Annotated in this window: 20 protein-coding genes and 1 tRNA gene; 15 read left to right on the top strand and 6 right to left on the bottom strand. The window is 60.5% G+C overall.

Features of this window, described 5'->3' with window-relative positions; translation table 11 throughout:
* Window positions 1-91: 91 nt before the first annotated feature.
* Both rpsO and pnp read left to right on the top strand, forming a co-directional pair.
* Window positions 92-352 (top strand): 30S ribosomal protein S15, encoded by a 261-nt coding sequence (gene rpsO, locus ACCQ04_RS12935; protein ID WP_003485583.1) that lies wholly within the window; start codon window positions 92-94, stop codon window positions 350-352.
* Window positions 353-521: 169 nt separating this feature from the next.
* Window positions 522-2,636, top strand: a complete 2,115-nt coding sequence (gene pnp / locus ACCQ04_RS12930) for a polyribonucleotide nucleotidyltransferase (RefSeq protein ID WP_226427601.1) — start codon at window positions 522-524, stop codon at window positions 2,634-2,636.
* Between the two features lie 224 nt (window positions 2,637-2,860).
* On the opposite strand, the gene ACCQ04_RS12925 is transcribed toward pnp, so the two are convergent.
* The 3 genes from ACCQ04_RS12925 to ACCQ04_RS12915 all read right to left on the bottom strand — a co-directional run bounded on the left by ACCQ04_RS12925 (window position 2,861) and on the right by ACCQ04_RS12915 (window position 5,120).
* Window positions 2,861-3,907 carry a DUF2272 domain-containing protein gene (locus ACCQ04_RS12925; protein WP_226427602.1) on the bottom strand — a complete coding sequence of 349 codons (1,047 nt, stop codon included), beginning with the start codon at window positions 3,905-3,907 and terminating at the stop codon, window positions 2,861-2,863.
* A 62-nt stretch (window positions 3,908-3,969) separates the two neighbouring features.
* Window positions 3,970-4,854: a carboxylating nicotinate-nucleotide diphosphorylase gene (gene nadC / locus ACCQ04_RS12920; protein ID WP_226427603.1), complete on the bottom strand. Its 885-nt coding sequence runs from the start codon at window positions 4,852-4,854 to the stop codon at window positions 3,970-3,972.
* Window positions 4,851-5,120, bottom strand: coding sequence for a Trm112 family protein (locus tag ACCQ04_RS12915; RefSeq protein WP_024937963.1), 270 nt, complete (start codon window positions 5,118-5,120; stop codon window positions 4,851-4,853). The genes nadC and ACCQ04_RS12915 overlap by 4 nt, the downstream gene beginning before the upstream one ends.
* 58 nt (window positions 5,121-5,178) lie before the next feature.
* Between ACCQ04_RS12915 and purE the strand changes: the two genes are divergently transcribed.
* Together purE and ACCQ04_RS12905 are read left to right on the top strand one after the other, a co-directional pair.
* A complete protein-coding gene (gene purE / locus ACCQ04_RS12910; protein WP_039510673.1) occupies window positions 5,179-5,682 on the top strand; it encodes a 5-(carboxyamino)imidazole ribonucleotide mutase in 504 nt (167 codons plus the stop codon).
* A complete protein-coding gene (locus ACCQ04_RS12905) occupies window positions 5,679-6,824 on the top strand; it encodes a 5-(carboxyamino)imidazole ribonucleotide synthase (protein ID WP_166770821.1) in 1,146 nt (381 codons plus the stop codon). Before purE ends, ACCQ04_RS12905 begins: the two co-directional genes overlap by 4 nt.
* 136 nt (window positions 6,825-6,960) lie before the next feature.
* On the opposite strand, the gene ACCQ04_RS12900 is transcribed toward ACCQ04_RS12905, so the two are convergent.
* Window positions 6,961-7,539, bottom strand: a complete 579-nt coding sequence (locus ACCQ04_RS12900; protein ID WP_226427604.1) for a superoxide dismutase — start codon at window positions 7,537-7,539, stop codon at window positions 6,961-6,963.
* A 121-nt stretch (window positions 7,540-7,660) separates the two neighbouring features.
* Here ACCQ04_RS12900 and grxD point away from each other — a divergent pair, with 121 nt between their 5' ends.
* The 5 genes from grxD (at window position 7,661) to ppnN (ending at window position 14,461) form a co-directional block, all read left to right on the top strand.
* A complete protein-coding gene (grxD, locus tag ACCQ04_RS12895; protein ID WP_006450539.1) occupies window positions 7,661-7,981 on the top strand; it encodes a Grx4 family monothiol glutaredoxin in 321 nt (106 codons plus the stop codon).
* On the top strand, window positions 7,978-8,721 hold the full coding sequence (locus ACCQ04_RS12890; protein WP_226427605.1) for an SDR family NAD(P)-dependent oxidoreductase: 744 nt from the start codon (window positions 7,978-7,980) through the stop codon (window positions 8,719-8,721). The genes grxD and ACCQ04_RS12890 overlap by 4 nt, the downstream gene beginning before the upstream one ends.
* The gene (locus ACCQ04_RS12885) at window positions 8,718-9,317 is read left to right on the top strand and encodes a YhgN family NAAT transporter (protein ID WP_006450537.1); all 600 of its coding nucleotides are present in this window, start codon (window positions 8,718-8,720) and stop codon (window positions 9,315-9,317) included. Before ACCQ04_RS12890 ends, ACCQ04_RS12885 begins: the two co-directional genes overlap by 4 nt.
* A gap of 458 nt (window positions 9,318-9,775) precedes the next feature.
* The gene (locus tag ACCQ04_RS12880) at window positions 9,776-12,970 is read left to right on the top strand and encodes a TonB-dependent receptor (RefSeq protein WP_372358538.1); all 3,195 of its coding nucleotides are present in this window, start codon (window positions 9,776-9,778) and stop codon (window positions 12,968-12,970) included.
* A gap of 105 nt (window positions 12,971-13,075) precedes the next feature.
* Window positions 13,076-14,461, top strand: coding sequence for a nucleotide 5'-monophosphate nucleosidase PpnN (gene ppnN, locus ACCQ04_RS12875; RefSeq protein WP_016901083.1), 1,386 nt, complete (start codon window positions 13,076-13,078; stop codon window positions 14,459-14,461).
* 18 nt (window positions 14,462-14,479) lie between these two features.
* Here the strand turns inward: ppnN and ACCQ04_RS12870 are convergent, their stop codons facing one another.
* Complete coding sequence (locus ACCQ04_RS12870; RefSeq protein WP_175430076.1) at window positions 14,480-15,502, bottom strand: sensor histidine kinase; 1,023 nt, start codon at window positions 15,500-15,502, stop codon at window positions 14,480-14,482.
* Between the two features lie 162 nt (window positions 15,503-15,664).
* Here ACCQ04_RS12870 and ACCQ04_RS12865 point away from each other — a divergent pair, with 162 nt between their 5' ends.
* Genes ACCQ04_RS12865 through ACCQ04_RS12840 form a run of 6 tightly spaced genes read left to right on the top strand, consistent with a single transcriptional unit; the run spans window position 15,665 to window position 22,411 of the window.
* Window positions 15,665-16,255, top strand: coding sequence for a GspH/FimT family pseudopilin (locus tag ACCQ04_RS12865; RefSeq protein WP_226427607.1), 591 nt, complete (start codon window positions 15,665-15,667; stop codon window positions 16,253-16,255).
* Window positions 16,256-16,262: 7 nt separating this feature from the next.
* Window positions 16,263-16,697 (top strand): type IV pilus modification protein PilV, encoded by a 435-nt coding sequence (pilV, locus tag ACCQ04_RS12860; RefSeq protein WP_039512157.1) that lies wholly within the window; start codon window positions 16,263-16,265, stop codon window positions 16,695-16,697.
* Complete coding sequence (locus ACCQ04_RS12855) at window positions 16,694-17,707, top strand: PilW family protein (RefSeq protein ID WP_372358537.1); 1,014 nt, start codon at window positions 16,694-16,696, stop codon at window positions 17,705-17,707. Before pilV ends, ACCQ04_RS12855 begins: the two co-directional genes overlap by 4 nt.
* Window positions 17,704-18,216: a pilus assembly PilX family protein gene (locus tag ACCQ04_RS12850; protein WP_226427608.1), complete on the top strand. Its 513-nt coding sequence runs from the start codon at window positions 17,704-17,706 to the stop codon at window positions 18,214-18,216. Before ACCQ04_RS12855 ends, ACCQ04_RS12850 begins: the two co-directional genes overlap by 4 nt.
* A gap of 8 nt (window positions 18,217-18,224) precedes the next feature.
* Window positions 18,225-21,983 carry a pilus assembly protein gene (locus tag ACCQ04_RS12845; protein WP_226427609.1) on the top strand — a complete coding sequence of 1,253 codons (3,759 nt, stop codon included), beginning with the start codon at window positions 18,225-18,227 and terminating at the stop codon, window positions 21,981-21,983.
* Entirely contained in the window at window positions 21,959-22,411 is a 453-nt protein-coding gene (locus ACCQ04_RS12840; protein ID WP_506191508.1) for a type IV pilin protein, read from the top strand. The genes ACCQ04_RS12845 and ACCQ04_RS12840 overlap by 25 nt, the downstream gene beginning before the upstream one ends.
* A gap of 152 nt (window positions 22,412-22,563) precedes the next feature.
* Here ACCQ04_RS12840 and ACCQ04_RS12835 read toward each other — a convergent pair.
* Window positions 22,564-22,640: transfer RNA gene (locus tag ACCQ04_RS12835), tRNA-Asn, on the bottom strand.
* Window positions 22,641-22,664 lie beyond the last annotated feature (24 nt).

Here is a 22,664-nt window from a genome sequence, read left to right as displayed (position 1 = left end):
CAGCGCCAAGCGCGCTCATCCCTAGCAAACGGCGAGTCCGGCGGTGCGTCATGCACGTTCCTGCCGACCACGCATCTATCGAGTAAACATCATGTCCGTCGACACCCAGAAAGTTATTGAAGACAACAAGCGCAGCGCCCAGGACACCGGTTCGCCGGAAGTGCAGGTCGCCCTGCTGACCGCGCGCATCGAGCTGCTGACTGGTCACTTCAAGACCCACAAGAAGGATCACCACAGCCGTCGTGGCCTGCTGCAGATGGTCAACCGTCGCCGCAGCCTGCTCGACTACCTGAAGAAGAAGGACAACGAGCGTTACAAGTCCTTGATCGAGAAGCTCGGCCTGCGCCGCTAATCGAGTCACACCGCCGCGGCGCAGCGATGCGCCGCGGCTTTGTTTTGGTCATTCGCATCACGTTATCTGCAGCATGCAGTTCATGGGCCGGAGCCTCCCGGCCGCCCGTTCTCGGCATGGGTCGACGACGGTCCAACGAAGACAGCAACACCTAAGGGAAAAAACCTCCGTGGCAAAAATCACCAAAACCTTCCAGTACGGCAAGCACACCGTCACCCTGGAGACGGGCGAAATCGCTCGCCAGGCAGGCGGCGCCGTCATCGTCAAGTTCGACGACACCGTACTGCTGGTCACCGCCGTCGCCGCCAAGAGCGCGCGCGAAGGGCAGGACTTCTTTCCTCTGACGGTTGATTATCAGGAGAAGTTCTACGCCGGCGGCCGCATCCCGGGCGGCTTCTTCAAGCGCGAAGGACGTGCGACCGAGAAGGAAACGTTGATCTCGCGCCTGATCGATCGCCCGATCCGTCCGCTGTTCCCGGAGGACTACAAGAACGAAGTGCAGATCATCGCCACCGTGATGTCGATGAACCCGGACATCGACGGCGATATCGCCGCGCTGATCGGCGCATCGGCCGCGCTGTCGCTGGCCGGCACCCCGTTCAACGGCCCGATCGCTGCGGCGAAGGTCGGTTACAAGAATGGCGAATACATCCTCAACCCGACCGTGACCGAGCTGAAGGATTCGCAGCTGGAGCTGGTCGTGGCCGGTACCGCCAATGCGGTGCTGATGGTCGAGTCCGAAGCCGAGCTGCTATCGGAAGAAGTGATGCTGGGCGCGGTGACGTTCGGCCATCGCGAGATGCAGAAGGTCATCAACATCATCAACGAGCTGACCGTCGAAGCCGGCACCAAGCCGTCCGACTGGGTGGCTCCGGCCAAGAACGACAGCATAATCGCTGCGCTGAAGGAAGCGGTGGGCGACCAGCTCGCGTCGGCGTTCCAGGTGCGCGACAAGCTGCAGCGCCGCGACGCGATTTCGGCGATCAAGAAGGACGTGCTGGGTGCGCTGGCACCGCGCGCCACGGTCGAAGGCTGGGCTGCCGGTGACCTGTCCAAGGAATTCGGCGAGCTGGAATACCAGACCATGCGCGGCTCGGTGCTGAGCACCAAGGTGCGCATCGACGGCCGTGCACTGGATACCGTACGTCCGATCAGCGCCAAGGCCGGCGTGCTGCCGCGTACCCACGGTTCGGCGCTGTTCACCCGCGGCGAGACCCAGGCGATCGTGATCACCACGCTCGGCACCGCACGCGACGGTCAGGTCATCGACGCCGTCTCGGGCGAGTACAAAGAGAACTTCCTGTTCCATTACAACTTCCCTCCTTACTCGGTGGGCGAGTGCGGTCGTTTCGGCGCGCCGAAGCGTCGCGAAATCGGCCACGGTCGCCTGGCCAAGCGCGGCGTGCTGGCGGTGATGCCGAGCCTGGAAGAATTCCCGTACACCATCCGCGTGGTCTCGGAAATCACCGAGTCCAACGGTTCGTCCTCGATGGCATCGGTCTGCGGCAGCTCGCTGGCGCTGATGGACGCCGGTGTGCCGATCAAGGCGCCGGTCGCGGGTATCGCGATGGGCCTGGTCAAGGAAGGCAACGACTTCGTCGTGCTGTCGGACATCCTGGGTGACGAAGACCACCTCGGCGACATGGACTTCAAGGTGGCCGGCACTTCCGAAGGCGTGTCCGCGTTGCAGATGGACATCAAGATCGAAGGCATCACCGAAGAAATCATGAAGCAGGCATTGCAGCAGGCCAAGGCCGGCCGTCTGCACATCCTCGGCGAGATGGCGCATGCGCTGACCACCCCGCGTCAGGAATTGAGCGACTACGCGCCGCGCTTGCTGACCATCAAGATCCACCCGGACAAGATCCGCGAAGTGATCGGCAAGGGCGGCTCGACCATCCAGGCCATCACCAAGGAAACCGGTACGCAGATCGACATCCAGGACGACGGCACGATCATCATCGCCTCGGTCAATGCGATTGCCGCGCAAGCTGCGAAGTCGCGCATCGAGCAGATCACCTCCGACGTGGAGCCGGGCCGCATCTACGAAGGCAAGGTCGCCAAGATCATGGACTTCGGTGCGTTCGTCACCATCCTGCCGGGCAAGGACGGCCTGGTGCACGTCTCGCAGATCTCCAGCGAGCGCGTGGAAAAGGTCGGCGACAAGCTGAAGGAAGGCGATCTGGTCCGCGTCAAGGTGCTGGAAGTGGACAAGCAGGGCCGTATCCGTCTGTCGATCAAGGCAGTGGAAGAAGGCGAGGGCGTTCCGCCGTCGGCCGAGTAATCGCCGCTGGTTGATGCGTCACGAAAAAGCGGGCTTCGGCCCGCTTTTTTGTTGGGTGTTCGGCAAGGGCGCCTGACTTGATCCTTCTCCTGCGGGAGAAGGTGCCCCGCAGGGACAGATGAGGGTACGGACGAAGCCTCGCGCGGTTGAACCTTGGCCAGGGCTTCGCCTTCGTGCCCTCACCCCAACCCCTCTCCGGATGGGAGCGGGGTTTTGAGCCTTGCTTACCCCGGCTGCTGTGTCGGCGCGGGCTGTGTTTCCGGACGCGGCGGCACCACGCGCGGGAAACCCGGTGGCATCGTGGTCGGTAAGGTGGTTGGCGAAGGCAGCGGTTCGACCGGTGGTGGCGCCGTCATCACCGCATCCGGGCGCAGCTTCAACAGAGCCGCCCAGTCGCGTCGATTGAAATCGCAGAGTTCTTCGTGTGCCGGCGTGCACTCGCTGGCGATGCCCATGCCGTCCTCGCTCTGGTCCTGGCTGGCGTCGGATTGCGGTGTCGGCAACACCACGCGGCCGGCGCGGTCCAGCGGCATCTTGCGCATCATCACCGTGTTGAACACATTGCCGCCGATCAGGTACAGGGTGCGATCGCCACCGACGTTGGCGGCGATCACCACGTCGCAATGCGATTGCCACGGCATCGGCGCGCTGCCGCCAAGCCCGGCCTTGAGGCCGGCGTAGCCGAGCGCAGCGCTGCGCCCGCGCAGCAGGCACAGCAGATCGCCGGGGGCGGGTTTCTCCACCGCCGGGTCGGTGAACTGGTACGGGCCGCTTGTGCCATCGTTGTAGGCGCTGCGGATGTAATCCAGATGGCGTGCAGAGCGGTGGAAACCGCTCAGTCCGGCCTGCGTCATCACCCAGGAGATGAAGGCGGCCGACCATGGGTTGTCGATCAGGAACGCGCGGCAATCGCTGGCGGTGTAGCGCGTGCCATCCAGTGCCGCGCAACTCGATGCGCCGGGGCGGCCGCCCATCGATGCCAGCGTGCCGCTGTCGCGCCAGTAGCCGGCCACGCGTTGCCAGGCGACCACGCCGTGGTCGGCCAGATAGCCCGATTCGGCCTCGGTCACGCCCAGGCTGGCCAGACGGCCCTTGGCATCGATAAACGGATGCTGCCACAGGCGATGCTCGTTGCAGGCGCTGCGCACGATGGCGATTGCTGCAGGGCTGGTGCCGAAGCGCGGCGGTACATCGCAGACTTCCGCGGCGGCTGCGGTGCCGCCCCATGCGGCCAACACCAGACAGAGCCACGGCCAAGGTTTTACAGTCATCGCAGATCCTGCACAGAACAATCGCAGCAGGCTGACAGAGCCGGCTGCGGGCACGCGTGAAATCAGCGCGGCGGTGGGCCGAGTTTGAGCGACAGATCGACCGCCTGCACGTGCTTGGTGAGCCCGCCGATGGAGATGCAATCCACCCCATCGGCTGCAATGGCGGCAATGCCGGCAAGATCCACGCTGCCGGAGACTTCCAGAGGGATGCGTTGTTCGCGCGGCAGGGCGGCAACGATGCGCACCGCGTCGCGACGCATCGCCGGGTCGAAATCGTCGATCAGGATGCGCGTGCAACCGACCTGCAAGGCCTCGTGCAGCTGCTCCAGCGTTTCCACCTCCACCACCAGCGGCAACTGCGGTTGCTGCGCACGAGCGGCATGCACGGCGGCGCTCAGCGAGCCGGCGGCGCGGATATGGTTTTCCTTGAGCATCACCGTGTCGAACAGGCCGATACGGTGATTGTCGCCGCCACCGCAGCGCACCGCGTATTTCTGCGCGGCGCGCAGGCCGGGCAGCGTCTTGCGCGTGTCCAGGATGCGCGTGCCGGTGCCGGCCACGGCAGCCACGTATGCAGCGGTGGTGGTCGCAGTGGCCGACAGCGTCTGCATGAAATTGAGCGAGGTGCGCTCGGCGCTGACCAGGCTGCGGCTGCGGCCATGCAGCAGCGCCAGCACCGTGCCGGCGGCGACGTGCTGGCCTTCGTGCACCTGCCAGTCGATCCGCACCTGCGGATCGAGCGCGCGGTGCGTGGCGTCGAACCACGGCCGCCCGGCGATCACGGCGTCCTGCTTGCACAGCAGGTATGCGCTGTCTGGCTGATCGGGCAAAAGCGCCGCGGTCACATCGCCGCTGCCGATGTCCTCGGCCAGCGCGCGCGCCACATCGGCCTCCACCAGCGCGGCCGGTGGCGCCTCCGGCACGATGGTGCGAACAGAAGGATTCACTTTTCGGGGAAGTCGGCGATCTGCGCAGTGCCGATGGCTTCTTCGGCCAGCAGCACCGGAATGCCGTCGTCGACGCGGAAGATCTGCTTGCGGTCGCGCGTGATCAGCGCCTCGCGCAGTGGCTGTGTCTGCGCGGTGCCGTCGGCACGCTGCAGGGTTCCGCCGGCGATGGCGGTGTTGAGTGCCTCCAGGCCCTTGCCGTCGAGCAGCGAGAGCGGCTGGCGGGTATCGGGCGAGCACAGCAGGTCGAGCAGTTTGCGATCCATCGAAGTCTTGTCTTGCGTGGAAGATGGCTAGAATACGTCTTTACCGCAGGGCAGGGCCATGACCTCCAACCACTCCGCGCCGCTGGTCGGCATCGTGATGGGTTCCCGTTCCGATTGGGAAACCATGCAACACGCAGCTCAGAAGCTCGATGCGCTGGGCGTGCCTTACGAAGTCAAGGTGGTCTCGGCGCACCGCACACCGGACGTGTTGTTCAGCTATGCAGAGCAGGCTGGCGCACGCGGTCTGCGCGCGATCATTGCCGGCGCCGGTGGCGCGGCGCATCTGCCGGGCATGCTGGCGGCCAAGACGGCGGTGCCGGTGCTCGGTGTGCCGGTACAGTCCAAGGCGCTCAACGGCATGGATTCGTTGCTGTCGATCGTGCAGATGCCGGCCGGTATTCCTGTGGCGACGTTTGCGATCGGCAATGCCGGCGCGGCCAATGCGGCCTTGTTCGCCGCTGCGATGCTGGCGCCGGAGCAGGCGCAGATCGGTCAGGCACTGGCGCAGTTCCGCGCCAGGCAGACCGACGATGTCATGGCCAGCGACGACCCGCGCCAATGACCACGGTCGGCATTCTGGGTGGCGGCCAGTTGGCCCGCATGCTGGTGTTGGCCGGTGCGCCGCTGGGCTTGCGGTTTGCGGTGTTCGACCCGGCCATCGATGCCTGCGCAGGGCAGGTGGCGCCGCTGCAGGCGGGCGCCTTCGACGACACCGCCGCGCTTGCCGCATTCGCCGCACAGGTGGATGTGATCACCTTCGATTTCGAAAACGTGCCGGCCGCCGGCGCGCAGCAGTTGGCTGCGCAGGTGCCGGTGTTTCCCAGCGCTGCCGCGTTGGCGGTGGCGCAGGACCGGCTCAGCGAAAAAACCCTGTTCCGCGAGCTCGGCATTCCGGTGCCCGAGTTCGCCGCCATCGACGACCGTGCAGGGCTCGACGCTGCATTGGCCCGTATCGGCACGCCGTGCGTGCTCAAGACACGTCGCTTCGGCTACGACGGCAAGGGCCAGTTCCGCATCAAGACGCTGGCCGATGCCGATGCCGCGTGGGACGCGCTCGGCGCGCAGGCGGCGAAGGTCGGGCTGATCGTGGAGGCCTTCGTGCCGTTCGAGCGCGAGGTCAGCGTGGTGGCGGTGCGTGGGCGCGATGGCGAATTCCGCGCCTGGCCGCTGACCGAGAACTGGCATGTGGACGGCGTGCTCTCGGCCAGTCTTGCGCCGGCGCGTGTGGATGCCGGCTTGCAGGCTGCGGCAGAGACGCATGCGCGTGCGGTCGCCGAGCGTCTGGACTACGTCGGCGTGTTCGCGCTGGAACTGTTCGTACGCGATGGCCAGTTGCTCGCCAACGAGATGGCGCCGCGCGTGCACAACTCCGGGCATTGGACCATCGAGGGTGCCGAGACCTCACAGTTCGAAAATCATGTGCGCGCCGTGCTCGGTCTGCCGCTCGGCAGTACCGCGATGCGCGGGCATGCCTGCATGCTCAACTGGCTGGGCGCGATGCCGGACGCGACTGCATTTTTGGCGGTGCCCGGTGGGCATTGGCACGACTACGGCAAGCAATCGCGCGAGGGCCGCAAGGTCGGCCATGCCACACTGCGCGCCGAGACGCCGCAGCTGCTTGCTCAGGCCTTGAGCGACGCAGGCGCCGCGCTGCAGCGTGATGCCCAGGTCGGACCGGTGCTCGCGCGTTTGAGCGAAGGGTGATTCGCAGAGCCATCGGTGGCACTGCTGGCCTCGCCGATGCGCAGGTCCGTGGCGAAGATGCACGCAGTGCGCGACGCCGCCGGACGCTGTTGCAGCAGGTCACCTGATCGTTGACCTGTTGCAACGGCGCAAGCGGCTAACCCAACCGGCTGGCCACGAACTCCCAGTTGATCAGCTTCCAGAACGCGTCCAGGTACTGCGCGCGGTCCTGCCGGTAATCCAGGTAATAGGCGTGCTCCCAGAGGTCGCAGGTGAGCAGCGGGGTGTCCGGCCCGGTGAGCGGCGTGGACGCATTCGGCGTGGCGACGATCGCCAGTGCGCCATCCGGGCGCTGCACCAGCCACACCCAGCCCGAGCCGAAGCTGCCCAGGGCGACGCGGTTGAATTCCTGCTTGAAATGCACGAAGTCGCCGAACGATTTGGCGATGCGGTCGGCCAGCCGGCCCAGCGGCTCACCGCCGCCGCGCGGGCGCAGGCACTGCCAATAGAAATTGTGGTTCCACACCTGCGCAGCCAGATGGAATAGCGTGCCCTGCGCCTGCGCGATGATGTCTTCCAGCTTCAGCTCGGCGAACTCGCTGCCTTCGATGCGCGCATTGAGCCGATCGACCTCGCTGCGGTGACAGACGCCGTGGTGCGCCTCCAATGTGGCGGCAGACAGATGCGGCTCCAGGGCGACGCGGGAGTAGGGCAGTGCAAGGTGTTCGATCGGCATGATGGCAAGGGCAGCGAAGGGAGTGCGGCGACAGGTCGCGCTGAAGGCTTACAATGCGCGCCTTTGCGGAAGTCTATCCGACCCGGCGGTCGGGCCTGCCGCTCCCAGTCAGGAGAGTCCAATGCCGGTGATGGAACGGATCCAGGCCGAAGTCGAACAACACCCGATCGTGCTGTTCATGAAAGGCACCCCGCAATTTCCGATGTGCGGTTTTTCCAGCCGCGCCGTGCAGGCCCTGGTGGCTGCCGGCGCCGATCAGTTGCGCACGGTCAATGTGCTGGAAGAGCCCGAAGTGCGCGCCAATCTGCCGCGCTATTCCAACTGGCCGACCTTCCCGCAGCTGTTCATCCACGGCGAGCTGATCGGCGGTTGCGACATCACGCTGGAACTGTTCGAAGCCGGCGAGCTCAAGCGCATCGTCAGCGAGGCCTACCAGCCGTGAGTCTGGCGCAGGCCCGGCCCGACGCGGCGGCACTTGCCGGCCGCGTGGTGCTGATCACCGGTGCAGCCGGCGGGCTGGGGAGCGCGGCGGCGCAGGCGTGCGCATCCGCCGGTGCGACCGTGGTGTTGCTCGGCCGCAAGCTGCGCCCGCTGGAGCGCATCTACGACGCGGTCGCCACGCGGGGTCCGGAGCCGTTGCTGTATCCGCTGGATCTGGCCGGCGCCACGCCGGACGACTACGCCACGCTCGCGCAGCGGCTGCAGTCCGAGCTCGGTGGCCTGCACGGCCTGCTGCAATGCGCCGCCGATTTCGCCGGCTTGACCCCGGCCGAACTCGCGGCGCCTGCCGACTTCGCACGCAACCTCCATATCAACCTCACCGCGCGCGCCTGGTTGACCCAGGCCTGCCTGCCGCTGTTGCGGCAGCAAGGCGATGCGGCGGTGGTCTTCGTCGTCGATGACCCGGCACGTGTTGGCCAGGCGTACTGGGGTGCCTATGGCGCTGCCCAGCATGCACAGCGTGGCCTGCTCGCCAGCCTGCATCACGAAACCGTCGCCGGCCCGGTCCGCATCAGCGGATTGCAGCCCGGCCCGATGCGCACCGCCTTGCGCGCGCGCGCCTTCACCCATCAGGAAGACAGCGAAGCGCTGGACCCCACGCGCTATGCCGCCGCCTGCGTCACCTTGTTGTCAACGGCCGGTGGCGCGCACCGCGGCGCGATCTGGAGTCCTTCCGCATGACCATTCTGTCGGCGGCACTGCTGCTGTTTCTGATCCTCGACCCGCTGGGCAACATTCCGGTGTTTCTCAGTGTGCTCAAGCCGCTGCCGCCCAAGCGCCAGCGCTTCGTGCTCGCGCGCGAGTTGCTGATCGCCCTGTTCGTGCTGATGGCGTTCCTGTGGGGCGGCAAGTACGCGCTGGAGCTGATGCATCTGCGCCAGGAATCGGTGGCGATCGCCGGCGGCATCGTGCTGTTCCTGATCGGCATCCGCATGATCTTCCCGCGCCCGGAAGGCCTGATGGGCGAGATCCCCGACGGCGAGCCCTTCATCGTGCCGCTGGCGATCCCGCTGGTGGCCGGCCCGTCCGGCATGGCCGCAGTGATGCTGATGGGCAGCAATGAGCCCACCCGGTTATGGGATTGGAGCCTGGCGCTGATGATCGCCTGGATCGGTGCTTCCACCATCCTGGCCTCGGCCCCGCTGTTGTACAAACTGCTCGGTCATCGCGCACTGACCGCGATCGAGCGCCTGATGGGGATGTTGCTGGTGGCCATTTCGGTGCAGATGTTTCTGGACGGCCTTGGCACTTATTTCAAGCTGCCGGTGTCGATCTGAGTCCAGTTGGCGATGGGCGGGCAGGGTGCGTGGCATGGGGACGGCTTGTTGGATGCCTGGCGGGCTTTGAAGCCGCGTCGCCGACCCGTGGCATGAGCGGCTGGCGGTGTCTGGCGACCACAGCGCGGGATGGCGGCCGATAGCCAGCGCTGCGTTTTCAGGCCAAACGTTGCCGGTTTGCGACAGGCCAGCTCGATAGCGCGACGCCAGTCGCAAATGCCGCGCGACTTTGCGCAACCTGGCGTTTAGGCCTTCACATGCGAAGTTCATGTTGCACCGCGCGAACTTTGTCACGCCGCCGTCACAATCAGGCCTTAGCGTGTTAATCTGTTGTTAACCGTTGCGGCAGCAACCAGCCGCGCGGCAAGGGACCCCAGATCATCGGCAGCCCACCCCCGGGAACGGTTGGGCTGACTGCGCCTTTTTGTCACTGCCCAACCTGTATCGAGGCTACCGAAATGACCCACCCCCGCTGTCTCCGCATGTCCAAGCTGACGCTTGGCCTTGTTGCCGCACTCGCCGCCGCCCCCGTGTTCGCCCAGAGCACCTCTGCCGGCGTCGCTGGCTTGGTGACCAGCAGCGCCGGTCAACCGGTGCCGAATGCCGAAGTGACGATCACCCACGTCGAATCGGGCACGGTCAGCCGCGCCACCACCGATGCCAGCGGACGCTACAACGCGCGCGGCCTGCGTGTGGGTGGGCCTTACACGATCACCATTACCGCTTCCGGCGCGGGCAACACCACGCGTGAAGGCGTGTACTTGAATTTGGACAAGGTCAATCAGGTTGATGCAGCCCTGGGTGGCGATCTGGCCACGCTCGGTGCCGTGCAGGCGATCGCAGGCAACTACGGCTCAGCGATCTTCAGCGCCAACAAGATGGGCACCGGCACCAACGTGACCCGCGAAGAAATCGAGTCGCTGCCGTCGATCAACCGCAACCTGCAGGACTACGTGCGTCTGGATCCGCGCGTCGCGCAGACCGACAAGGCGCGCAACGAAATCTCCATCGCCGGCCAGAACCCGCGCTACAACGCGATCCGCGTCGACGGCATCAGCACTAACGACGCTTTCGGCCTGGAATCCAACAGCCTGCCGACTCCGCGCCAGCCGTTCTCGATGGACGTCATCGATGAGATCTCGGTGGACGTGGCCAATTACGACGTCACGATCAGTGGCGGCACCGGTGGCGTGATCAACGCTGTAACCAAGTCGGGCACCAACGAGTTCCATGGCTCGGTCTATGGAACCTATCGCGAGAACGACTGGTCGGGCAAGAACGAGAACGATATTCGGCCCCAGTTGTTCGATCGCGAATCGACTTACGGCCTGACGCTGGGTGGTCCAGTGGTCAAAGACAAGTTGTTCTTTTTTGCGAATTACGAAAAGTACAAAGGCAAAGGCGTTTTCACCGGTAACAGCGGTTTTGGTCCGACAGGCTCTGGTGCGAGCAACACGGTCAACATCACGCAGGCGCAGGTCGACGAGATCGCCGACATCTCGCGCAATGTGTACGGTTTTGATCCGGGCACGTTGACGTTGCCGGCATTGGATTCCGACTCTGAAGAAAAGGGCTTCAAGCTGGATTGGAATATCAGCGATAAGCATCGCGGTTCATTCCGTTACGGTAAGTCCGAGCAAAGCACTGCCAATCTCAATGGTTTCAGCACGAGTTCGTTGGCTCTGAATTCGTACCACTACGTGCGTGACTTCGAGCTGGAAACCTACACGGCACAGCTTTTCAGCGACTGGACCGATACCTTCTCCACTGAGGCTAAGGTGTCTTATCGCGATTACGCGGCAGTACGTACCGCAGCGTCTCAGCTGCCGGCGATCAATGTCCGTGTGGGCGCAAACTCAGTCAATCTGGGAACCGAGGCAAATACGCAGGCGAACGAGTTGCGTACCGAAACATGGAACGCATTCTTTGCTGGCAACCTGTTCCTTAACGACCACACAGTCAAATTCGGCTTCGACTACGAAGACAACGATATTTTCAACTTGTTTGGTCCACGCGTTTTCGGTTCTTACAACTTTGATTCGATTGCTGCTTACCGCGCCAATCGGCCAGTGTCTTATCGCTATTCGTCCTCGAACACCGGCAGTATCGATGACATCGCAGCGAAGTGGGGCCTGCGCAACCTTGGCCTGTTCGTTCAGGACAGCTGGGCTGTCAACAACAACCTGACGTTGACCTTTGGCTTGCGCTACGACAAGCAGATGGTTCCGGACAGCCCGCAGTTCAATCAGGCTGCATTCAATGCCTTCGGCGTGCGTAACGACGCGACGCTCGACGGTAACGACCTCTGGCAGCCGCGCTTTGGCTTCAATTACACGTTTGATGCCGAGCGGCCGACCCAGTTGCGCGGTGGCGTGGGCCTGTTCCAGGGTGCGGCGGCGTCGGTGTGGCTGTCCAATCCGTTCTCCAATACCGGCCTGGCTTACACGGATTACAATTTCCGCAACGCGAACGAGATCGCCGCTGGCGGTATTCGTTTCACTCCCGATATCAACAACCAGCCAACTGGTACCGGCGGAGCGACTCAATCGGTCGACTTTGTCGACAAGGATCTCGGGCAGCCATCGGTCTGGAAAGCTAACTTGGCATTCGACACCGAGTTGCCGTGGTACGGCATCATCGGATCGTTGGAAGGTGTGGTCACCAAGGTCAACGAGGCAATCTACTACCAGCAACTCAATCTTGGCACGCCGACTGCGGTTGGACAGGATGGTCGTCAGATCTACTGGAACGCGGTTGGTCGTAACCGGGCGAGCTGGGATAACCTTGGTCGCTTCACCGGCAACGCACTGACACGCGCCAACAGTAATCAGGGCTTCAACGACGCAATTATTGCGCGTCCAACCGACCAGGGCGGTACGCAGAGCTTCACCGTCGGTTTGAATAAACCTTTCAACGACAGCGACTGGTCGTGGAGCCTCGCTTACACCTACTCAAACGCGAAGGAGGTCAGCGGTCTGACCAGCTCTACCTCGGGCTCTCAGCTGTTGAATGTAGCGACCTTCCAGGCTAATGAAGAAGTCAACGCCACGTCCGCTTATGAGATCAAGGACAGCATCCTCGGCACTCTGCAGTGGAAGCACAACTTCTTCGGCGACTACGCAACCAAACTTGGCCTGATTTATCAGGGTCGCAGCGGTCGTCCGTATAGCTATACGTTCGATAACGATGCCAATGGTGACGGTCGTGCCAATGACCTGCTTTACATTCCGAACGGCCGTGGCGATGTGTTGTTCGGAAGTGCAGCTGAAGAGAATGCTTTCTGGAACTACGTAAGCAACAATCAGTATCTGTCTTCGCACCAAGGGCAGTTGGCTGGCCGCAACGCCGTTCGCAATTCCTGGGTAAATCAGTTCGATCTGCATATCGAGCAGGAACTGCCGGGCTTCTTCGACGGCAATAAGGCGCAGATATGGGTCGACATCATGAATGTCGGTAACCTGCTTAATAAGAAGTGGGGCCGCGTGGATGAGTACGGATTCCCTGGCTTCAAGGGTGTTGTGGAGTACGGCGGTATCGATGCTGCAACCGGCAAATACGTGTACCGCTTCAATGAGCCGGACTTGTCCACTGTCTACGACGACAAGGGCATCTCCCGCTGGGCACTGCAGCTGGGCTTCCGCTACCAGTTCTAAAGCTGGCTAGTGGTTCGAAGCTTGCAGAAACGGCCGGGTTCTCCCGGCCGTTTTCTTTTGTGCGGGTGAGTACGCTAAAGTTCTGAGATACGACAGGAGCAAGCTATGGAACTCAGCAGTACGGCAGCACGGGCGCTGCCGGTGGTGGATGCGCGGATCTACCCGCGCGGTGGCCTGGACGTGTTGTCCAAGGCGGAAGTTGCGCGTCTGCGTGATGCCTCCAGCGGTGGCATGCACGAGCTGTTGCGCCGCTGCGCGCTGGCCGTGCTCACCAGCGGCAGCGCGTCGGACGACCCGCGCGCCGCGCGCGACCTGTATCCGGATTTCGATATCCAGGTGAACCAGCAGGACCGCGGCATCCGCATCGATCTAAGCAACGCACCGGCGATGGCCTTCGTCGATGGCGAGATCATCCGGGGCGTGGCCGAGCTGCTGTTCGCCGTGGTGCGCGACCTGGCCTACATGGCAATCGAACTGGAAGCCCAGCGCGGGGATCTGGATACCAGCGAAGGCATCACCAACGCGGTGTTCGGGCAGCTGCGCAATGCGCGCATCCTGCAGCCGTCGGACCCGAACCTGGTCGTGTGCTGGGGTGGCCACTCCATCTCGCGCGACGAATACCTCTACACCAAACAGGTGGGCTACGAGCTGGGCCTGCGGGGGCTGGACATCTGCACCGGCTGCGGCCCGGGCGCGATGAAGGGCCCGATGAAGGGCGCCACCATCGCGCACGCCAAGCAGCGCAAGCATCACACGCGCTACATCGGCGTGACCGAGCCGGGCATCATCGCCGCCGAGTCGCCGAACCCGATCGTCAACCACCTGGTGATCATGCCGGACATCGAGAAGCGCCTGGAAGCCTTCGTCCGCATCGGCCACGGCATCCTGGTGTTTCCGGGCGGCGTCGGCACGGCAGAGGAAATCCTCTACCTGCTCGGCATCCTGCTGCGCGAAGAGAACGCCGACCTGCCGTTCCCGCTGATCCTGACCGGCCCGACCATTGCCGCGCCGTATTTCGAGCAGATCGACCGCTTCATCCGGCTCACCCTGGGCGAAGCTGTCGCTTCCCGCTACGAGATCATCGTCGGCGACCCGGTTGCCGTGGCGCGTCGCATGGCCGAAGGCATCCACGACGTGCGCGCGCACCGCAAGGAACAGAAGGATTCGTACTACTTCAACTGGTCCGTCCACATCCCGCTCGAGTACCAGCAGCCGTTCGAACCCAGCCACGAGGCCATGGCCGCCCTCGACCTGCACCACGGCCGCCCAGCGCCCGCGCTGGCCGCCGACCTGCGGCGTGCCTTCTCCGGCATCGTCGCCGGCAATGTTAAGGAAGACGGCATGCGCCGCATCGAGGAATTCGGCCCGTTCGAAATCCACGGCGACCCGGACATCATGCAGGCCTTGGACGAACTGCTGCGCGGCTTCGTCGAGCAGCGCCGGATGAAGATTTCGGGGGACTACCGGCCTTGCTATCGGGTGGTGACCTGATTTAGCGCCGCCTTTAGGTCAGGCTAGCGGCAGATCCAGCGTGCTGATAAAAGTTCCATCGGCACGTTCGGTCGTAAGATAGGCCTGCCCGCTAACGAACGTCTCTAGTCTTGCCTTTACCGCCGCGAGACCCAGCTGATGGCCGCGGCTAGTGTAGTCTTGAGCCGATGGCAACGGATTGACGATTTCGATCCTTACCCGCTCACCTTCCAAAAGCACTTTCAGCGAGATGCAGCCACCGTCGATGCTGGGCTCGATGCCATGACGGACGGCATTCTCGACCAGGGGTTGTATGGAAAGTGTAGGGACTTGGACGTCGGGAAGCACTGGAGGAATTTGCCAGTTGATGGTGAGCCGCCGTCCCAATCGCATTTCCTCGATTTCCAAATAACGTCTTGCCAATGCGAGTTCTTCGCTCAGACTGATATGGTCCGAGTTGCTCATGGCTGCTCTGAACAAGTCCGATAAGTCCAGTAGGAGCCGCTCTGCCTGCTCGGGTTGGACGTGGATGAGGGCTGCGCCGGTGTTGAGCGTATTGAAGAGAAAGTGGGGGCGGATGCGCGCGCGCAATGCATCCAGTTGCGCTTGCTTCGCTTCTAGCGCCAACAGTCTCGCCTGCCAGTGATTGTGAAACGCCAGTACCCCTAGAACTCCCACCGTCAAGGCAATCCCAGTGGTGCGCAAGAAGGTCAGTCCCCATTCGCGGGGATGCATATTCCAGGTCTCGTGAAGTGCTGCCCACGTCGCGCCGCAGACCGCCCACGTGCAGGCAAGCATCAGTCCCAAAGAGAGCGTGGCGACTTGCAGAGGCTTGAGATCGGCCAGGTGCCGACGTAGCCCATATAGACAGGTCAAGGTCAACAATGCGACCCACTGAATCGCTAGCGAAGCAAGGCCGAAATAAACCCACCGATTTCCGTCCAGGGCCGGTGCGAGCGCAAGGATGGCGGCGACTCCCTCTCCGGCAAGCAACGTCCAAACGATCACCGGCGCTTGGCGCAGAGTATCTAGTGGCTGCGCTACATGCGAGGGGTTGGGCATTGAGGCTCGTCGTCCAGGAACCGGTGTGACCCATAATGCCTGGATTGTGGAGGCGCTGGGGAGCTCCGTTCGCACCCTCGGGCTTGCCGCCCATCGGTCATCGATTGCGCCTCTGGCGTTCAGCCGCTAGCGTTGCGTCGGGGAATGTTAATAGGAAGAACAATGCAGTCGTTGCAATGCAACCTGCGCGGCAGGGCTCGTCTGGCTTATTGCCTGGGCTTTAGCCTGATTGAATTGATGGTCACCGTCGCCGTCCTTGCGATTGTGGCGGCAATTGCCATCCCGAGTTTCACTGGATTGATCAACAGCAGCCGGCTTACCGCCTCGGCCAACGAGGTATTGGCAGCCATGCAGTTGGCCCGGTCCGAAGCCGTGCAACGCAACCAGACCGTCCTGATCTGCCCGAGTAGCGATGCTTCCAGCTGCGGTAGCGGTTCCTGGAACCAGTGGATCGTAATGGTCAAGTCCACTAACGAGGTGTTGCGAGTTGGGACTGCGAAAGCACCGCTGCTTATCCAGGCCAGTTCAGCCATTGTCAGCAATGGGAACGCAGTCGAATTTCGTGCTGATGGGCTTGCACGCGATTCGACAGGCGCGCTGCTGGTCGCTGCGGTCAGTTCTTGCCTGACCACGAACAAACCGCCCGAGAACGTGCGTGTGGTGGTGATCGTCAGCGGTAGCCGTGCAGCCGTCCGTACGGGTGCAAGCGACGTAAAATGCGCCGCCCCTGCAAATACGCCGACTACGATATAGGGATGAAATGAAGATCATCAAGCGTAAGTCCATGTCTGGCATTGGTTTGATCGAGGTATTGATTTCCGTCGTAATCCTGGGCGTTGGCATGCTGGGTATCGCTGCAATGCAGGCAACCGCACTGCGCAATAGTCAAAGCTCACTGGAGCGTAGCCAGGCTGTGATCCAGGCCTACACGATATTTGACTCGATGCGCGCAAATTTAGCGGTTGCGACGTCAGGTGGTTATGACCAGACCTCTTGCGCTGCGCCTACCGGTTCCAATTTGGTTTCCAAAGACATCAGTAATTGGTTGCAAGGATTGAAGGCCTCGATCAACTCCACTGCGTGCGGCAAGATCACCTGCAGCGCCGCCGCCTGCGAGGCAGTGGTGAGCTGGGATGACAGCCGGGCTAAAGACGGTAGCGCAACTCAGCAGTTTTCCATTAAGACTCGTCTATGAAGCTCATGAAGCGCGCACGTCCATCCCGATCACGCATGCGCGGCGTGACTCTGATCGAATTGATGATTGCACTGGTTTTGGGATTACTGGTGGTCGGTGCTGCGATAGGTATTTTTATAGCCAATCGACGGACCTACAGCGCCACCGAAAGCTTGGGGCGCGTTCAGGAAAATGTGCGGACGGCATTTGAGCTGATGGCACGCGATGTGCGCGAAGCATCAGGTAATCCGTGTGTAAATACGGTTCCAATTGCCAATGTTCTCAAAAGCAAAGCCGATAATTGGTATACCAATATCGATACCTGGAACTCAGGCATCACCGGGGTGGAAGGGGCGTTCTCATCAGGCTCGCCCGCCAATGGGACCGCAACCGGTACACGGGTTGCGGGAACCGATGCGCTGCAAATCCTGGGATCCGGTTACGAAGTGGCCACGATCTCTTCCGACGATATCGGTGCCGCAACGTTTACCCTCAATATGACCGCCGCAGCCACAGGAATTAATGTTGGTGACGTTGTAGTCGCTTGTAATGCCCGGCAATCGGCTATTTTTCAAGTCAGTGGTGTTGGTGGCTCTACCATCACCCATGCGGTTTCGGGCGTTTCGCCCGGCAACTGTTCAACAGGGTTGGCCATGCCGGTATGTGGCGGCTCGCAATTCGCATTTGTCGCGCCGGGCTCTGTAGTTGCCAATTTACATGCTGCGCGTTGGTTTATCGGAACAAATGCAAGCGGTACAAGATCATTGTACCAATCTCAGATGGTGTATTCCGGTGATGCGCTGGGTCAGCGTAACGACGAGGTATTGGAAGGCGTCAACGACATGCAATTACAGTATTTGACGAAGGGGGCATCGTCTTATGTGGACGCTACTGCCATCTCTGATTGGTCTTCTGTGGTCGCGGTAAGTGTGCGCCTTGAAATGCTGGATAAAACCCGTGTCGGGCCTGCTGGTGAACCAATCAGCCGCACCCTTAGTCACGTGATAGCTCTTCGGAATCGCAATGCATGAAGACTCTTGACCACCAAGGGCAGGACGGTGTCTCGCTCATTGTTGTGCTCCTGCTTTTGTTGATCATGACCCTACTGGGCTTGGCAGTATTGCGCAGTACAGTTCTTGAGGAGCGGATGGCATCGAATCTGGTCGATCGCGGCAGAAGCTTTCAGGCCGTGGAGGGCGCTGTGCGGGAGGCGGAAGGTCGCATCAAAGCCGCTGCAACCTTGACGATACCCAGTAGCGGTTGTAACGACGGCATTTGCGCAACGCCGGTCGCAAGCGATGCCGATCGCTGGTTGGTGGCCAGCCGCGTTGGTTGGCGTACCGCATCGCTGACCGTGGACTCTACAGCAGCCCCGCAGTACATCATCGAATATATGGGCGACGCACCAACATGGCCGGCATGCGACCGCATCTCTCCGATACCCGCATTGTGTCTGGCGCCGAGGTATCGCATCACCGCCGTGAGTGAGGGGGCAGGGCGCTCCCAGGTCCTGCTCCAGACTAATTACATCAAGCAGTAAGGCTGACCATGAACATTTCAAAAATTCCGTTCCGTCGGCGTCTTGATGTGCTGCGTAAGGCACTTCGCGTACCCATGCTTTCAATGCTGGCAACGCTGCTGTCGGTGCCTGCCAATGCGGGAATCACGCTGCCGACTGACCCCTTGACGACGGCCAGTCGTGTTCCGCCGAACATCATGTTCATACTGGACGACTCGGGTTCGATGGCGTTCGGGGATCTTGCAAATCCGGATTTTCCCACGATCTGCCGACGTGCATCTGATGGGGGTGCCTGCAGTACGGACGATGCTCTCGACATCACTGACAATACATATATTGGAAACACTGTTTTTTACAATCCCGCAACGAACTATCAGCCTTGGTTGACAGCGGCGGGAGTGTTAATGACCGGAGGAACGTCGTACAACGCTGTCTACGGCGATTTCAATAAGGCTAGCGGTACTTCCATTGATCTTGCTAATTCTGCAAGTTGCGGAAAATTCGATCAAAATAGCAAGGCCGATGGCACAGGCACAAATGTGCAGGTCTGTGGTGGAGTGCAAATATTTTATGCTCCAAAGAATGTGGGGAATACCTCGCCCAACTATTTGTCAAATGCGAATAACTATTATCGTTATCAGATAAATGACGCTAATACGGTTATCCGTAGTGAATATGGAGCTGCTGGTACTAATTCGACGCCAGCTGGTTTTCCAGTTTCGGATTCTGTTTCAAGAAATCAAACAGACACCTATAATGTGAATGTGCCTGCAAATGGAGTTTTGACTGTCGTTGCTACTTCGTTAAATCGCCAGCAGGTAACACTGACAGTCAAGAACGCTGCAAGCGCTGCAAATATTGCAGCTGATTGCACTCAAACTGTAACAGCCAGCCAGTCCGGAACTTGTAGTGTGACGCCATCCTCAAGCGCTACATATGTCGTACGGGTTTCGCGCGGAACAGCTGGCGGTACAGCAAACTATTCCCTTGATGCAACCATCTATCAGGATAACCGTTGCGATACAAGCGCCAATGCATCGAGCAACGCTTGGATTAATTGCACGGCAGTAACGCCTACCGGGAGGACTGCGGCTGCTGAGGCGACGAACTATGCAACATGGTTTTCTTATCACCGGACACGTATCAAAGCAGCGAAGGCGGGAGCAGGGCAGGCCTTTAGTGATCTCGGGGCCAATGTACGTGTCGGCTTCAGAACTATCTGGTCGCGTAACAATCTTGATATCCCTGTGAATGATGGAAATCAGGGCTTGTTCATGGATCGCGCGGCATCGGGTGGGGCGGCGGCGACAAGTGCGCGTACCAATTGGTATAGCCGTCTTTATAATGCATCAGGATATAATGGTACTCCGCTGCTGGACGCATTGGATACTACCGGGAAATACTTTCAAAGTTCGGCCTCGACCGGTCCCTACGGCCCGGAAGCCGGCAATGACCAATACGCATGCCGTCAGAATTTCGCAATCATGACGACTGATGGCTACTGGAACGGAACTACTAGTGCAAAGCCAGGCGATCAGGATGGAACAAATGGTGTGACCTATAGTGGCCCAAATGGCTTGCCAGCTCCGTACGGCTACACGGCGAGCAAGCCTTATTCGGATACTTACTCCAACACCCTGGCCGACGTTGCCATGCAGTACTGGAAGACCGACTTGCGTTCGGATCTCGATAACATCGTTCCGACCACAAATGCAGACCCTGCTTTTTGGCAACACATGGTCACGTTCGCGATCGCAATTGGTGCACGTGGTGTATTGAACCCAAGGACGGATCTGCCGGATCTGACTGCCGGTACGAAGAGTTGGCCAGATCCGAAGACTGGCGACACGGGCAATGCTGACATCTTGGCCCGCCTGGACGACTTGTGGCACGCTTCAGTTAACGGGCGCGGTACCTTTCTGTCGGCGGCTGACCCCAATGCATTCAAAATCGGTCTGACTGCAGCGCTTTCGACCATCACTCAGCGGGCCGGTTCATTCTCAAATGTATCTGCGACGTCAACGAGCCTTGACGGCGGTACGATAGTATTCATGGCAAGTTATCTGTCGGGAATCTGGACCGGTGAGCTCAAGGCTTATCCGGTGGTTAATCAAAATGTGTCGTCCACGGCAAGTTGGAGTGCATCCCAGGGCATAACGGCGAACAATCGAAAAATTTTTACTTGGAGCGGTCTAGCGGGCGTTGCGTTTCCAACCGCCACGCAGACGCTTGCTCTAGAGCGCACGACGACTCCAGCGGTCTCTGGTGCGGACAACGCGGCCTATCTTGCCGGCGATCGCAGCAAGGAGATCGTAAACGGCGGTGCGTTGCGCAACCGTACTTCGTTGTTAGGTGACATTGTCAGCTCTTCGCCCGCGTATTCGAGCGACAACAATACTGTTTATGTGGGTGCGAACGACGGCATGTTGCACGCTTTCAATGCAACGACCGGCGTCGAGCAATTTGCGTATGTTCCTTCTGCAATTAATTTCTCGGATTTAGGAAGCCTAAGCGCTCCGACCTACAGCCACCGCTATTTCGTCGATGGCCCGGTTGTACTATCCACCCGTGCGCAGACACCTAACAAGACGCTATTGGTTGGTGCGCTAGGCAAAGGGGGTAAGGGCATTTATGTGTTGGACGTTACTACACCGGCTGACTTTTCTGCGAGCAATGTGAAGTGGGAACGCTATGGGGCGGCCGCCGATCTTGAAGCAGGTAACATCGGTCTCGTCCAGGCGCGTCCATTTATTGCCAAACTTAATGACGGTACGACTGCGCTTGTTGTCGCGAACGGTATCAATAGTAAGAACGATCAAGCCGTACTGCTAATCTATAACTTGGAGACCGGCGCGCTAATAAAGCAAATTAGCACTGGTGTTGGCTCATCCGGAGCCCCTAATGGTCTCTCGGGAGCGACGGGTTGGGATACAGATGCGAGCGGTACTGTAGACTACGTTTACGCAGGCGACGTGCTCGGCAATGTTTGGAAGTTCGATATTTCTGGTGCTACCTCTACCAGCTGGGGTGTTGCCAATTCTGGTAAGCCGTTATTCACGTCGTCCTATCCAGTCGGTACGACGAGCACTGCACAGCCGATCTCAGCCACTATGACGGTTGCGTTGAACCCAAATACATATGACATCTGGCTATTCTTTGGCACGGGTCGGTTCATGACGACCGGTGATATGACTGACAAGAGCGGGCAAAGTTTGTATGGGATTATCGATAAGAGTAACTCAACTAGTAATACTATTTTGGCGCGCAGCGAATTGACAGCCCGCTCGATTACGGTGACCGGTACGCAAAGTGGATTTCCAGTGCGCGGGTTTGAGGCTAACTCGGTATTGCCAGCGGGCTCGAAGGGGTGGTACATCGATCTTGTAAAGCCGGCCGCAACAACTGGCAGCTCCTCCACTCTGGAGGGGGAGCGTATTGTTACGGAGGCACAGCTGCTCAACAGAACGCTGGTGGTGAGCAGTATTATTCCGACCGCAAGTGCATGTCAGGCAGATGGTACTGGCTATATCAATGCATTGGACGCGTTTACAGGGTCTAGCAGTACCGACTCCTTCTTCGATCTAAATGGCGATGGGAATTTCAAGGACGAAAAAGTGGGTGACGTGGCCGTGGGCTCAGTCAACTTAGGTGTAGGCATGCCGACACTATCAAATATCATGCGTGGCAAGATTGTTGTCGGTGGTTCCAGCGGAAATTTGGGCGGCCTCAACATTGCAGATAACCGCAACGCCGGACGCGTGTCATGGCGCGAGATTATCAGGAACTGATTATGTACAGAGTCACTCGCTTGAAATCTCAAATAGGTCCGCGCCATTCGTTTGGCTTTAGTCTGATGGAGCTGATGATCGCGGTTGTGATTGTAGGTATTCTCAGTGCGATCGCCCTAGCCAGTTATCGGTCGTCTGTCATTAAATCCCGCCGCTCGGCCGCAGCCACCTGTCTTCAGGAGGGTGCGCAGACGATGGAGCGTTACTACACGACCAAAATGACTTATGTAGGCGGAAGTATGGGGTCATGCAGTAGTGATATCTCTAATTTCTATACGCTTTCTTCAGGAACTCCCGCAGCCACGACTTTTACGCTGACTGCGACACCGACCTCAAAGCAGAAGGACCCGACGTGCGCGACGTTGTCGATCGATCAAAAAGGTGTGCGCACTACCTCAGGCACCGGAAGCGCGTCGGAATGTTTCTGACGGAATGACCAGTGGCAGCTGCTGGCGGTCCAATAACGGCCGCCTTTATGCGACCGAACTCCAAGACGGGGCGCATTTGCCCGCACGCGCTCGCAAGTATTTGAACTATTGACGAACAAAAAAAAGACCTCTGACGAGGTCTTTTTTAATTTTGGCGCCCGAAGTTGGACTCGAACCAACGACCCCCTGATTAACAGTCAAGTGCTCTAACCGGCTGAGCTATTCGGGCGGGGAGGCAAATTATAGGGAGGCG

It is taken from the genome of Xanthomonas sp. NCPPB 2866, assembly GCF_041475745.2.
GTDB classification, from domain to species: Bacteria; Pseudomonadota; Gammaproteobacteria; order Xanthomonadales; family Xanthomonadaceae; genus Xanthomonas; species Xanthomonas arboricola.
The sequence above is the reverse complement of the archived record's forward strand: the minus strand, read 5'-3'. Positions and strand labels throughout refer to the sequence as shown.

What these genes read in the sequence shown, in the direction of transcription:
- rpsO (WP_003485583.1), top strand. Translation starts at nt 92, where the DNA reads ATGTCCGTCGACACCCAGAAAGTTATTGAAGACAACAAGCGCAGCGCC.
- ACCQ04_RS12925 (WP_226427602.1), bottom strand. Translation starts at nt 3,907, where the DNA reads ATGACTGTAAAACCTTGGCCGTGGCTCTGTCTGGTGTTGGCCGCATGG.
- ACCQ04_RS12915 (WP_024937963.1), bottom strand. Translation starts at nt 5,120, where the DNA reads ATGGATCGCAAACTGCTCGACCTGCTGTGCTCGCCCGATACCCGCCAG.
- purE (WP_039510673.1), top strand. Translation starts at nt 5,179, where the DNA reads ATGACCTCCAACCACTCCGCGCCGCTGGTCGGCATCGTGATGGGTTCC.
- ACCQ04_RS12905 (WP_166770821.1), top strand. Translation starts at nt 5,679, where the DNA reads ATGACCACGGTCGGCATTCTGGGTGGCGGCCAGTTGGCCCGCATGCTG.
- ACCQ04_RS12900 (WP_226427604.1), bottom strand. Translation starts at nt 7,539, where the DNA reads ATGCCGATCGAACACCTTGCACTGCCCTACTCCCGCGTCGCCCTGGAG.
- grxD (WP_006450539.1), top strand. Translation starts at nt 7,661, where the DNA reads ATGCCGGTGATGGAACGGATCCAGGCCGAAGTCGAACAACACCCGATC.
- ACCQ04_RS12885 (WP_006450537.1), top strand. Translation starts at nt 8,718, where the DNA reads ATGACCATTCTGTCGGCGGCACTGCTGCTGTTTCTGATCCTCGACCCG.
- ACCQ04_RS12880 (WP_372358538.1), top strand. Translation starts at nt 9,776, where the DNA reads ATGACCCACCCCCGCTGTCTCCGCATGTCCAAGCTGACGCTTGGCCTT.
- ppnN (WP_016901083.1), top strand. Translation starts at nt 13,076, where the DNA reads ATGGAACTCAGCAGTACGGCAGCACGGGCGCTGCCGGTGGTGGATGCG.
- ACCQ04_RS12870 (WP_175430076.1), bottom strand. Translation starts at nt 15,502, where the DNA reads ATGCCCAACCCCTCGCATGTAGCGCAGCCACTAGATACTCTGCGCCAA.
- ACCQ04_RS12865 (WP_226427607.1), top strand. Translation starts at nt 15,665, where the DNA reads ATGCAGTCGTTGCAATGCAACCTGCGCGGCAGGGCTCGTCTGGCTTAT.
- pilV (WP_039512157.1), top strand. Translation starts at nt 16,263, where the DNA reads ATGAAGATCATCAAGCGTAAGTCCATGTCTGGCATTGGTTTGATCGAG.
- ACCQ04_RS12855 (WP_372358537.1), top strand. Translation starts at nt 16,694, where the DNA reads ATGAAGCTCATGAAGCGCGCACGTCCATCCCGATCACGCATGCGCGGC.
- ACCQ04_RS12850 (WP_226427608.1), top strand. Translation starts at nt 17,704, where the DNA reads ATGAAGACTCTTGACCACCAAGGGCAGGACGGTGTCTCGCTCATTGTT.
- ACCQ04_RS12845 (WP_226427609.1), top strand. Translation starts at nt 18,225, where the DNA reads ATGAACATTTCAAAAATTCCGTTCCGTCGGCGTCTTGATGTGCTGCGT.
- ACCQ04_RS12840 (WP_506191508.1), top strand. Translation starts at nt 21,959, where the DNA reads ATGGCGCGAGATTATCAGGAACTGATTATGTACAGAGTCACTCGCTTG.